Annotated in this window: 12 protein-coding genes; all 12 read right to left on the bottom strand. The window is 38.5% G+C overall.

Translation table 11 applies throughout. The features are described 5' to 3' along the window. Positions 1–74 precede the first annotated feature (74 nt). On the bottom strand, positions 75–2,807 hold the full coding sequence (locus QMA08_RS14585; RefSeq protein ID WP_290174794.1) for an ExeM/NucH family extracellular endonuclease: 2,733 nt from the start codon (positions 2,805–2,807) through the stop codon (positions 75–77). Positions 2,808–2,933: 126 nt separating this feature from the next. Further along, positions 2,934–3,944, bottom strand: coding sequence for a porphobilinogen synthase (hemB, locus tag QMA08_RS14580; RefSeq protein ID WP_024597079.1), 1,011 nt, complete (start codon positions 3,942–3,944; stop codon positions 2,934–2,936). A 12-nt stretch (positions 3,945–3,956) separates the two neighbouring features. Next, positions 3,957–5,810 carry a diguanylate cyclase gene (locus QMA08_RS14575; protein WP_290174793.1) on the bottom strand — a complete coding sequence of 618 codons (1,854 nt, stop codon included), beginning with the start codon at positions 5,808–5,810 and terminating at the stop codon, positions 3,957–3,959. After that, positions 5,810–6,595 (bottom strand): TatD family hydrolase, encoded by a 786-nt coding sequence (locus tag QMA08_RS14570; protein WP_138489907.1) that lies wholly within the window; start codon positions 6,593–6,595, stop codon positions 5,810–5,812. The genes QMA08_RS14575 and QMA08_RS14570 overlap by 1 nt, the downstream gene beginning before the upstream one ends. Continuing rightward, positions 6,595–7,110 carry a hypothetical protein gene (locus tag QMA08_RS14565; protein WP_004334960.1) on the bottom strand — a complete coding sequence of 172 codons (516 nt, stop codon included), beginning with the start codon at positions 7,108–7,110 and terminating at the stop codon, positions 6,595–6,597. Before QMA08_RS14565 ends, QMA08_RS14570 begins: the two co-directional genes overlap by 1 nt. Position 7,111: 1 nt before the next feature. Then, positions 7,112–7,852, bottom strand: coding sequence for a twin-arginine translocase subunit TatC (gene tatC, locus QMA08_RS14560; RefSeq protein WP_004334958.1), 741 nt, complete (start codon positions 7,850–7,852; stop codon positions 7,112–7,114). A 48-nt stretch (positions 7,853–7,900) separates the two neighbouring features. After that, positions 7,901–8,233, bottom strand: a complete 333-nt coding sequence (tatB, locus tag QMA08_RS14555; RefSeq protein WP_004334956.1) for a Sec-independent protein translocase protein TatB — start codon at positions 8,231–8,233, stop codon at positions 7,901–7,903. A 5-nt stretch (positions 8,234–8,238) separates the two neighbouring features. Then, the gene (gene tatA / locus QMA08_RS14550) at positions 8,239–8,487 is read right to left on the bottom strand and encodes a Sec-independent protein translocase subunit TatA (protein ID WP_004334954.1); all 249 of its coding nucleotides are present in this window, start codon (positions 8,485–8,487) and stop codon (positions 8,239–8,241) included. An 80-nt stretch (positions 8,488–8,567) separates the two neighbouring features. Next, positions 8,568–10,169 (bottom strand): ubiquinone biosynthesis regulatory protein kinase UbiB, encoded by a 1,602-nt coding sequence (gene ubiB / locus QMA08_RS14545; protein ID WP_004334952.1) that lies wholly within the window; start codon positions 10,167–10,169, stop codon positions 8,568–8,570. Positions 10,170–10,178: 9 nt separating this feature from the next. Beyond that, on the bottom strand, positions 10,179–10,862 hold the full coding sequence (locus tag QMA08_RS14540; RefSeq protein WP_290174792.1) for an SCP2 sterol-binding domain-containing protein: 684 nt from the start codon (positions 10,860–10,862) through the stop codon (positions 10,179–10,181). A gap of 11 nt (positions 10,863–10,873) precedes the next feature. Continuing rightward, positions 10,874–11,629, bottom strand: coding sequence for a bifunctional demethylmenaquinone methyltransferase/2-methoxy-6-polyprenyl-1,4-benzoquinol methylase UbiE (gene ubiE, locus QMA08_RS14535; RefSeq protein ID WP_024597074.1), 756 nt, complete (start codon positions 11,627–11,629; stop codon positions 10,874–10,876). 83 nt (positions 11,630–11,712) lie between these two features. After that, positions 11,713–12,699 carry a GGDEF domain-containing protein gene (locus tag QMA08_RS14530; RefSeq protein WP_004334947.1) on the bottom strand — a complete coding sequence of 329 codons (987 nt, stop codon included), beginning with the start codon at positions 12,697–12,699 and terminating at the stop codon, positions 11,713–11,715. Position 12,700: the final 1 nt, after the last annotated feature.

Genomic DNA, 12,700 nt, shown 5'->3' with positions numbered 1-12,700 from the left:
CTTGTCTGAATTACATTTGTATAAAATAAAAAAAGCCGCAAAAGCGGCTTTTTATATGTTTAGATTTTACTTAATTATTTCTTTTTAAATCGACGCACTATTGATAGTGGTGCTAAAAGAAGTGATAACCATAGTAATGAACCTGCATCATTATCATCATCTGAGCGTAAGTTATTTACCTTAACGGCTACTTTTTCAATGTTTGATAAGTTACCAGCACTATCTTGAGCTTGTACTGTTAAAGTAATACGATTTTCGAATTCGTAATCAATCTCTCCAGCAACAATTAACTGCCCCTCATTGTTAATAGAAACGCTGTCATTATCAGATGTAATAAATTTAACAACAGGTGATTCATCGGCATTTGGATCACTAAAATCGAGCGTGCCGATAATTGTGCCAATTGCGCTGTTTTCATCGATTGTAAAAACTTGATCGGCTGCAATTACAGGTGTTTGCTCTTCAGGGGTTAAAGTAATTTCAGATTTAATATCAATGATCACAGGGTCATGGTCTGATGCGCGGTATGCACTTTCAGAGTACAAGCTAGATTGTTGACCTTCGCTTTTAAACTCTACATTGTAATCAAGTGAAATAGGTTCATCTGCGTTGATATGCCAATCTGTTGCAGCGACAACTTTGCTAAGTAATGATTGTGTAGCTACTGCATGGTCTAAACTTCCTGCACGACCAGAAAAGCTATAAGAATAACCAAGTGTATCACCATCAATTTCAGCAACTACATTTTTGTAGCCTTTATCAGCAAATGCACGTATTGGATCTTCCATTGCGTAAGCATTCATATCGCCGACTAAAATAGTATCTTCGTCATCAACACCGGTTGGTTTGCTATCAAGCCAATCTGCGAACGCATTAGCACCTTGCGTGCGTATTTCATTCCAACAGCCTTGGCCATCACCTAAATCTGCATTATTTCCAGAAGCACTACCACAACTTTTAGATTTAAGATGTGACACAGCAACAGTAAATACTTCATCAGTTTCTATTGATTTAAAGCTTTGTGCAATTGGAGCACGGTTACTAAAATCAAATGGAGCCTCAGTTGTAATGGCAGCAGTGCCTACTTCTTCTACTTTGTTAGCACGATAGATAAGTGCGGTAGTAATTGCATCGGTACCAATTTGATCTACGTTAAAATCAACAAATGCATAGTTGTTAGCACTATCTGCATCATTTAATGCATCTACTAAGCTAGCAATTGCACTAAATTCGCCAAAGCCATCATTCTCAATTTCCATTAAACCAACAACATCGGCTTCAATAGCGCTAATGGCACTTACAATTTTAGCTTCTTGACGAATAAATTCAGCTTCAGTATCTGCACCTCGAGATGTAGGGAACCCTCCGCCTTGGCCATCACCATTGAAGTAATTAAGTACGTTAAAGCTAGCTACACGTAAATCTGCTTCAGCATTAAGTTCAGGCGCATCTTCACGTGCATTTGTTGCAATAAATGAAGGCGCTAAAGTTGGGTGAATTCGGTAAAGACCGAAGCTATAAGCAAGTGCCCCTGTCACAGTATTAACAGTATCGCCAGTTCGTAAAGTATTTTCTGCCGATAAGCCTGGAGTTGGATAAGCTGTAGGGTCTAAGTTTTGTACTGTAGAGCCATCATCTATTAAAATCTTTTTAAGTAGATTTTCAGTTTCAACTGCATTAGCAGCATCGCCAGGTAACGCAACCTGGGTACCTTGGTACAAGCGCTCTGTTGCTAATTCAACTTCACCATATCGACCAAGACCAAAGTTATTAGTCACTACTAATGGTTGCTCTAATGTAACTAACATACCTTCAAAAGCTTCTAAATCAGTTGTATTAGCTAAAGGTAAAGTGATTTTTGTAGCTGCTGCAGCTAAACCAGTGCCACACACCGCAACTTGGCTAACACTGCCAATTTGTGTTGCATCAAAATATTCTTCAACAGTACCTTGTACACGTACATGGTCGCCTACATTCACGTCAGTATCTGCAAAATATACAAATACACCTTCAGAGGTAAGTGGGTCTGCATCTATATCAGCAGCCAGTGAGTTAACAAAAAAGCCTTTTAATTGTTCATCACCTTGAAAATCGGCGCTTACAACACCTTCAAGTTCTACTAATGTACCTACAAGTGGGCTAGCAGAGCCGTCACCTTGAATAGCATTTATTAGTGTTTTTTCTGCACCACAAACTAGTGGTTCAAGTGGCTCTGGTTCTGGAATTGGTTCAGGTGTTGTTCCACCATTACCTGCATGTGAACCTAAGCCATCAAAATCATCTTGATCGAACTGTACCCATTCTTCACTTGGGTTGAACTCTGCGTCAGGTGTTGTTCTGCCTGCGGTAATACTATCTTTTCTACGAAGTGTTTTATTTTGTGTTTGTACTGCGCCTTCAGACCAAAACGAACCGGGATCTACACCGCGCTGGCCGAAGCTATCGACTACGGTACTACCTTGCATTAGGACTAATGCATCATCACCATTAAAGCTAGCAACACTATGTTCTAAATCGGCTTTTTCTTTTAGTGCATCATTTGAACTTGAATGAACGATAACAAAGGTACTGTTAGCTGCCAAAGTACCAGACAAATCAAGAGTTGATTGAATTGTAGTTTTGCCATTTACATACAAACTTAGTGAGTATTGATCAAGAGAAAGCTCCGTATCAGCGTTATTATAAAGCTCAATTGCTTTATTATTACTGCTTCCCTCTATATATTCTGAAATGATTAGATCAGCGGATGCTGGTGCACTGAGACTTGCTATAACAAGTGCGAGTGGTGTTATTTTTGTTTTAAACATTTTTTATTATTCCCGTGTATTAATCCCAAAATGGGACACCAGTTTAGAGAATAAATATGACGGAAATAATACAAAAATGTAAACGAATGTAAATAAAAGGCGGTTTAACCGCCTTTTAATAGAAAATTACTTTTTAGCTAGATATTTTGCGGCTTGCTTAGCAAAGTAGGTTAATATTCCATCGGCTCCTGCACGCTTAAATGCAAGTAAAGATTCCATTATTGTAGCCTCTTCACTTAACCAACCGTTATCAATTGCTGCTTTGTGCATTGCATACTCGCCACTTACCTGATATGCGAAAGTAGGTACACCAAATTCGTCTTTAACACGCCGTACAATATCTAAATAAGGCATACCGGGCTTTACCATAACCATATCAGCGCCTTCTTGTAAGTCTAATGCGACTTCACGTATTGCTTCATCAGAGTTTGCTGGATCCATTTGGTAAGTTTTTTTATCAGCACCTTTTAAGTTACCAGCAGAGCCTACAGCATCTCTAAATGGGCCATAGTAGCTAGATGCGTATTTAGCTGAGTAGGCCATAATTCGAGTATGAATAAACCCATCAGCTTCAAGTGCTTCGCGAATAGCGCCAATACGACCATCCATCATATCAGAAGGGGCAACAACATCAGCACCAGCTTCTGCATGGGAAAGTGCTTGTTTAACTAAAATTTCAGTAGTGACATCATTAATAACATAACCTGAATCATCAATAATACCGTCTTGGCCATGCGTAGTGAAAGGGTCAAGTGCTACATCAGTAATCACACCCAACTCAGGAAAAGCTTCTTTTAACGCTCTTACGGTACGTTGTGCTAAGCCATCATCGTTATATGCTTCTTCGGCAAATAATGATTTTTTATCCGCAGGCGTTACTGGAAAAATAGCAACGGCAGGTACGCCAAGTTCAACGAGTTCTTTTGCTTCAACAAGCAGTAAATCAATTGATAGGCGCTCAATACCAGGCATTGATTCAATTACCTCGCGGCGATTTTTACCATCAAGTACAAATACAGGGTAAATTAAATCATTTACGCTAAGCTGGTTTTCAGCCATTAAGCGGCGAGAAAAGTCGCTGCGGCGCATTCTGCGCATGCGAGTATATGGGAAAAGGTCTAATCCTGATTGGGCCATATTAATATGCTCCTACTGTGGTAATGGAAAAGTGATTACTTGATTACGGCCATGCTGCTTTGCGTAATAAAGTGCTTTGTCGGCGCACTCAGTAAAAATTTGAGGGTTGCTAACATCATCAGCAATGCTGGTGTATACACCAGCGCTAATAGTAAATTGAATATCATTATTGGCAACCGTTACTGTACTTACTGAGATATCAGCTCGTATTTTTTCAGCTATGTCTTGTGCGCCTTCACTAGGGGTATTAGGTAATAGCACAACAAATTCTTCACCGCCATAACGGGCAACTTCATCGAGTGGTCGTTTTAAATGGTCTTTTATAAGGTCAGACACTGCTTTAATAACTTGATCGCCTATGATATGGCCGTACGTGTCGTTGATATTTTTAAATCGATCTATATCAAGCATAACAATGCTAAGAGGAGTTTGTTCTCGACGAGAACGACGAAGCTCCATTACCAGTTTTTTATCAAAAAAGCGTCTGTTTTTTATTCCAGTCAATGCGTCTTCAGTATTTAGTAACTCAAGTGAGCGGTTTTTTTCTTCAAGCTCTCTAAGCGTCACTTGTAATTCAAAGGTGCGCTCGTCCACCTGAGATTCAAGTTCTTGGCGAGTTTTTTCTTGTAATTTTAAGCGCTCTTTAAGTAGTGTATCTTGTGCTGTGTTTTCAGCAATCAAGGTCTGTTGGGCAATCACTTCTTCATCGCGTTGTAAAATAAATAACTTCATTACGCTGTAGCATAAGCAAAAAGTGCAACCAAAAAAGCATGCAAATACAAATGCGAGCGTACTTCTGTCAAAGGCGTATAGGCCCATTACTGCAACAGTAAAATAAAGCATTACCACCAAGAAAAAAACCAATACAAGTAATAGTGCTTTGTTTGGTTTAGAAGGCGTTAAACGCACGCACATAAACGTAGTTACAATATAAAAGCCTAAAACGATTGGAGTAGTGATTAAACAAAATAATGTAACTATGTTGTTTGGAAGTAGCCAAATAAATAATAACGAAATGGCTAAAGCGTTAACTACAACTTTTTGAATAGTTAGCAGAAGAGAGGGCCTGGGATGGCAAACTTGCTTCTGCAAAGGCAAAAACATTAAAGTGATAAGCATAAGCAATATAGGGATCATAACTTGCTGTAATGCAGGCAAATTAGGATGAACGTACCTTAAGCCAAAACCACAAAGGTAGGCTAATACACTACCTAATGTGAGAGATATAACCCCAGCATAAACAAAATAACCTTTACGTGAAAAACCATATAAAACTATGCAACTCACACCCAAAGAAAATATAAAACCAATCAATAAGCCATAGAGTAAATTGAGTTTTCCTTTGTGTGTCAAATAAGCTTCTGGTTGCCACAGTGTTAAAGGGACTCGCAAGCCTGAACTATTCGCCACTTTCATTATAATAAGCGTTTCGCTATTTGCAGGGCTGAGCAGTTTAACTAATAAAGACTCACTTTTAATTTTGCGCTTATATAAGGGGTAGGCATCACCAATTTGAGTATAAGAAAGTAATTGCGAGTTATGTAATTGATATACTTGAACGTCGTTTAGCAAAGGATTGTTTAGTGACAATATTTGCTCAGTATTATAACTAAGTGTGTTTTTTATTTTAAATTTTATCCATACAGGACGCTGCTCTAGTCCTAAATTAAGGGGTTTTCCTGTGTTTTTTTGCCACTGTATATGGCTACTTTGTTGTGCGCTTAATAGCGACGTTGGTTCAAAAGAGTAATACAGGTTATTAATGTTTTGAGAGTTAAAATCGTGTTTTATTATTACTGGGTTTGCGAAAGAGCAAAAAGTGCAAAGGAATACTAATAGGCTTAAAAGTGCCTTTGCATAGGCCATTAACGATCTTCTAAACCAAAAACACGGTGAAAGTTTTCTGTAGTTTTACGGGCCACAACTTCTTCATCTATTTGATAAAGTTGTGCAACCGTTTGACAGATATAAGGAAGCAGGGCAGGTTCATTTTTACGTGATTTAGGTTTTGGCTTAACTGTTCGTGGAATTAAAAATGGTGCATCAGTTTCTATTAATAATCGATCTAGAGGAATGCTAGGCACTAGCTGTTGTAACTCTTTTCCACGCCTTTCATCACATACCCAACCCGTTATACCAATATATAGACCTAAATCTAAATATTGCTTTAGAGCTGCTGAGTTACCCGTAAAGCAGTGGAGTACACCGCGAATATTAAACTCATTTAATATACTTAACATGTCGTCACTTGCATCACGTTCATGCAAGTAAACAGGTAAATCTAATTTTTCAGCAAGTGCTAATTGGCGCCTAAAAACACTGCGCTGTACATCGCGAGGCGAAAAGTCGCGGTTATAATCAAGGCCACATTCACCAATAGCGATAACATGCTTACTATTTGCAAGTACAGTTAGTTGTGCTTCTAGTTCATTAGTGGCTGATTTTGCATCATGCGGGTGGATACCCGCCGTAGAATATTGAAGGTGCTTTGTTGCAAGTTCAAGTGATTGCTGACTGCTTGCAATATCACAACCAATAATAAGCATATTTGTAACACCCGCTTCATTGGCACGGGTAATTACATCGTGATGCTGCTCATCAAATTGATGATTAGTTAAGTTAACTCCAGCATCAATTAACGTATATGACATTACTTAGTACGTTTAACGCGAATAGAGCGGTTTTCACCGTCAATTTTAAGTAAAAATGAGTTAAAAACACCACGGCTAATTACAATCGTATCGTTCTTTTTCAAACGCATGCTGTCAGAGCCAATTTGACGCCATTGTTGACCGTTATCTAGCGAAATAATTAACTCGCCGTAAGCAGCTTCTTCAACTGAAGCAACCATCGCTTTAATTTCAGCGTCTTTTTCTGTCTGTGATTTTTTGTACTCTAACCCAAACTCATCAGCTGTTGTTTTTACTTCTGTTGGTGTTGTGGCTACTGCCTGAGGTACATTATTAGCTGTTGGTGGTGTGAGTGTTTTTGTTACTGATGGCTTAACCAGCGACTTACCCGCGATGGTATTGTCGTAACAAAGTAAGCGGTTAAAATCGTTTTCGATAAAGCTACATGCTTGTAACGCTTGAGTATTAAACTCTGTTTGCGCAGCAAAAGTTGGTGCGCTTAATAAAACCAATAGTGAGAGTAGTTGTTTTTTCATTTTATTCCTCAGATTCTTTTTGTGGTTTAGCGGTATAAAACTTTGCTAAAATTAGACCTAGTTCAAACAGAAGAAGCATCGGAAATGCTAGCAATGTTTGTGATAATACATCAGGCGGTGTTAAAAACATCGCGACTACAAAAACACCCACGACGATATAAGGGCGCTTTTCTTTTAAGCTTTTTGTTGTTGTTGCGCCACTCCAGCATAGCAACATAATAGCCACTGGAATTTCGAAAGCGACGCCAAATGCAAAAAACAACTTTAATACAAATCCTAGATAACTACTTATGTCAGGTGCAAGGGTCATCATTTCGGGACCGGTACTTGTAAAAAATCCTAAAATAATTGGCAGGACTACAAAGTAACAAAAGGCTATACCGCCATAAAATAATATTATACTTGAGGCGAGAATAGGCATGAGCATTTTCTTTTCGTGCTGATATAAACCCGGCGCTATAAACCCCCAAACTTGATGCAATATCCATGGAATCGACGCAAATAAAGCGACAAATAAAGTAAGTTTGAAAGGTGCAAAAAAGGGAGCTGTTACATCGGTTGCAATCATGGTTGCCGTACTTGGCAAATGCGAGACTAACGGCTGTGCAACAAAAGCATAAATATCATTTGCAAAATATACTATGGCAATAAAAATAACAAAAATGCTTAGTAGCGCTTTTATTAGCCGATCACGCAACTCAATTAGATGAGCTACAAACCCTGATTTTACTTCCTCAGCCATTATTTTTTATACCATGTAGTAAGTTGACCACAAAGTGAGAAATAAATTTCACTTTTTCTCATCAATTTGTTGGTTATTTGATGTATCAGATTGTTGTTTCTTGTAGCTGTGAGTAACTGATTCAGCCGCTTTTTGTAGCTCTGTTAGTGAGCTTTGTAACTCAGGGCTTAAATCTTTTAATTCTTGCTGTTCTGCTTTTTTAAGGTTTTCGTGCAGCTCATGAATGCGAAGCTCTTCACTTACTTCGGCTTTTACTGAGTTGGCAAGTGATTTAGCGGTTTTAACCCATTTACTCACTGTTCTAATCGCAACAGGTAAGCGCTCAGGGCCGAGCACCACTAAACCAACAATAAAAATAACAACAAGTTCCCACATGCCCATACTAATTAAACCTTATTGTTATCTTTGTTTTTTTCAGTATCGGTTGAGTTGTCAGCAGTGTTTTTTTCTGATTGTTGAATTTGCTCGGATTTCTCTTTCTCGCTCATTTGATCATCCGACATTGCTTTTTTGAAGCCCTTTACAGCGCCCCCAATATCGCCACCCATACCGCGTAGTTTTTTTGTGCCAAAAAGTAAAACTATGATCGCTAAAACAATTAATAATTGCCAAATACTAATACCACCAAAACCCATGGTTTTCTCCAATATATAAAACGGTTAAATGTTTATTTTAAATACTAATTATACGCTCACTAGCGCAAATAGCACCCAGTTTATGCGCTGCGCCATGCCGCTATAAAGCTAATAGCCGATAAGCTTATTGCAAGACTTGCAGCTATTAAATCGTGCTGTAAATAACAAAGTGTTGCCATAATCATTGTAGCACTACCAAATAAACTCAATATTAAAGGTTTGTGAGAGACCTTTTGTTCTTGAGGTTGAATGTGTGGTGCACGCTTTAAATTTTGATAAATTAGATCCGGTAACTCAGGCATTTTTTCAGCCCAAAATGGCAAGTTAGCATACATTTGCTTCAGTACTGATAGCGGTCCAACTTGTTGCTTTACCCAGTCTTCTAAAAAGGGCTTAGCTGTTTTCCATAAGTCGAGTTGCGGGTAAAGCTGACGCCCTAATCCTTCAACGTATAATAAAGTTTTTTGTAGTAGTACTAATTGCGGCTGTACCTGCATGTTAAAACGACGTGCAGTATTAAATAGATTTACGAGTACGTGCCCAAATGAAATTTCGGCCAAAGGTTTATTAAATATAGGCTCGCAAACTGTGCGAATCGCAAATTCAAATTCTTCAATGCTAGTATCTGGTGGTACCCAACCAGAATCAACGTGTAGCTGTGCAACTTGGCGATAATCACGATTAAAAAAGGCGATAAAGTTTTCAGCTAAATAGCGTTTATCTTCTTTGCTTAACGTACCAACAATACCGCAATCAATACCGATATACATTGGGTTTTCAGGGTGCTCTCGAGAGACGAAAATATTACCCGGATGCATGTCGGCATGAAAAAAACTGTCTCTAAACACCTGCGTAAAAAATACTTCTACGCCACGCTCAGCAAGTAATTTCATATTAGTGTTTTGCGCCATAAGTGCATCGGTATCAGAGACGGGTATGCCGTAAATACGCTCCATCACCAGCACATTGCTACGGCTGTAATCACTGTAAACTGCAGGGATGTATAATGAATCAGAGCCTTCAAAATTGCGTTTTAGTTGAATGCCGTTGGCACCTTCTCGCATTAAGTCGAGCTCGTCTAGGAGTGTTTTTTTATATTCTTTAACTACTTCAACCGGGCGCAGGCGTTTTGATTCGTTATGTACTTTTGCAAGTACCTTTGCGAGCTTTTCCATTAACGCTAAATCGGCATTAATTTGCTCATAAATATTGGGTCTAATAACCTTAATTACGACATCTTGCTCAATACTGTGCTCATCAATCAGTTTTGCTGTATGTACTTGCGCTATAGATGCAGAGGCCAGTGGAGTTTGTGAAAACTCACTAAATAATTCACTTATATCGTTAATTTCGAGCGCTTTTTCTATTATTTTTTGTGCAAGTTCGCCTTCAAATGGTTGAACTTGATCTTGTAAAAACGCAAGCTCTAAAGCGATATCATGAGGGAGTAAATCACGACGAGTAGAGAGCATTTGACCAAATTTGATCCAAACAGGACCAAGCTCTTGCAATGCTAAACGTAAACGTAGCCCTGCCGGTTTTTCTTTGTGCTGATTACGCAGCCAAAATAAACTGCCACGGGCTACTTTACCAAACCAAGGTACTTTATGCTTTGGAATTAGCTCGTCTAGTCCATAGCTAAGTAACGTTTTGGTGATGTTATACAAACGTGCAGTCGACACAAAAAATCCTTAGCGGGTGTTTGAAGGTAAAAAAGAATTTAAGAGGGCGTTAATGCGTTGCTCAACGGCAGCGACTTGTCCTTTGAGTTCTCTATTTTTTTGTTTAAATTGCTCAAGTTCTAATGGATGAATAGTAATTGCGAGCTCATCTTGGCATAAACTTGTAAGCATGGTACTTATTTTAGTATTGGTTTTGCTGCTCTTTTGTTTTAGCTCTTTTAAGTGCAGGTATAACTGCTGAGCGGGGGCATCGCCAATGTATTTAGAAAGTTGTTCAGGCCAATCAATATCAATACCTGAAAATGCATTGCTATAAGTTTGCGCAATGTTTAAATCGCCTTGTAAGTCGAGCTTATCTTGGCGAATTAATTGGGTAAGTATTGCAGGGTTTTTGAGCGCTAAAAGTGTCTCTATATCTGCGCTGATCATACAATCTGCATTTTCATTGCTTTGAGCGCTGTATAAGTGTAATTGATCAGCACTATAAACGAGTTGGATGCTTTGTTGCCAATCTCTTATTTCAACCACTAAGCGCTTATGTTTAACTGCGTTTAGCTTTTGAGATAATTGTGGGTCAAGGCTAAGCGCTTGATTTAGTACACGCTCAATAAGCGAAAGTACAAAATTGGGTAACATAAAAAACTCAGATGACATTGCACCATTATTGCTTTTTGTTATTTTTTCAAGCGCCATAACTGCTAGCCTTAATATTTAAAACCACGATGCAGTGCAACAATTCCGCCTGTGAGGTTTTGGTATGTTGTTTGTTCAAAGCCCGCATCTTCCATCATCGCTTTTAATGTGTCTTGATCTGGATGCATACGAATAGACTCAGCTAAATACTTGTACGATTCACTGTCGTTAGCAACTAGCTTACCCATTGTTGGCAATAAATTAAATGAGTAAAAATCGTAAGCTTTACTAAGTACGTCATGCTCTGGTTTTGAAAACTCTAAAACAAGTAATCTGCCACCTGGCTTTAAAATACGGTACATAGAGCGTAATGCTTTGTCTTTATCGGTAACGTTACGTAAGCCAAAGGCAATAGTGATCACATCAAAGCTATTATCTGGAAATGGCAGCATTTCTGCATTCATTTGTACGTAGTCAATATTGCCTACTAAGCCAAGATTGTGTAGTTTTTCACGACCAACCTTAAGCATAGATGAATTTATATCGCCCAAAACAACTTGACCGGTCTCGCCAACTAGTTGACTAAATTTTGCCGTTAAGTCGCCAGTGCCACCGGCTAAATCGAGTACATGATGGCCTTTACGAACACCTGAGCTTGCAATAGTTTGACGTTTCCATAAACGATGCACACCAAAAGACATTAAATCATTCATTACATCGTATTTTGCAGCTACTGAGTGAAATACATCAGCAACCATAGAAGCTTTGTCGCCCTCGGCTACTGTTTTATAACCAAAATGCGTGGTCTTTTGTTCGGTTTCGTTCATGATTAATCTCTATCGTGACAATAGAGGTTAGTGTACTTTATTGTACGCAGTAGGTGCAATTTGAATATGATTTATCAGGTAATTTATTGCCCTGCAGTGTAGCTACTTTGCCCTAATGACCGCGCTTTAAAAGCCGCATGAGACGCTTTTTTAGCTAACTGGTTAAAATCATCTTCTTGTAGATGTTGAGCAATTCCTAGAGATAAGCCAATACTAGGTAACTTAATCCCTGTTTTTGAACTAACAAAGCGAAGCTTTTCGACTCCATTTCGGACTTTTTCAGCTATAACATTGGCTGTTTCTGGGTCTATATCGGCGAGTAAAACAGTAAATTGATCTTTAGCTGTGCGGCCAGGCAAGCCACTTTGAAAAACATATTTTTGCACTTGTTTAGCTACTTTATTCAAAATAACTTCACCAATTATATCACCGTAATTTTCAGTAAAGTGATCAAGGTTATCTATTTGAATCGCAATGGCGCAAATAGACTTTTTTTGATTAGTCCATACTTGAGTTTGTTGCGTTAAATAATGGCGTTTATAAAGCCCTGTTTGGCTATCAATAATATGTTGTTTACGAAGTTGATTTAGCTGCTTTTTTGTTTTTTCGTGTAGTTGTTTAGCTTTACTTAGTTCTTGCTTAAATTGCTTGTGTTGATTTAGTAATTCGGCGGTTTGATTATGAAGTACTTCAAGCGCTTGACGGCTTTGTTCTATGTTGTTCTCATCTAGTGAATGTACGCATTCGCTCACCTGACCCGCAAAGCGAATTATCTGTTTTTCAGTAGCTTGAGAGTTTTGAGAAAGTGAACTTATAACACCATCAACATTTTGAATCATGTTGACTTGCTCTGTGTGACCGGTATTTAAAAATTCAGCATGGAGCTGTTCAATTAAAACACTGTCTATATTATCTTCAACCGCAATAGCGCGGTCTAAGGCTTTATTCAGCTCAAGGTTAGTTTGGCTAGTATAGGTATAAACAACTTGATAATTGAGCGGCGTAGGAGAAAGTGCATAGCGCTCTAAAAACACACACACTTTAGTCATCTTCTCTTGTGCAATAGCCATG

Source organism: Pseudoalteromonas sp. APC 3355 (genome assembly GCF_030407615.1).
In the GTDB taxonomy this organism is placed as follows: Bacteria; Pseudomonadota; Gammaproteobacteria; order Enterobacterales; family Alteromonadaceae; genus Pseudoalteromonas; species Pseudoalteromonas distincta.
The sequence above is the reverse complement of the archived record's forward strand: the minus strand, read 5'-3'. Positions and strand labels throughout refer to the sequence as shown.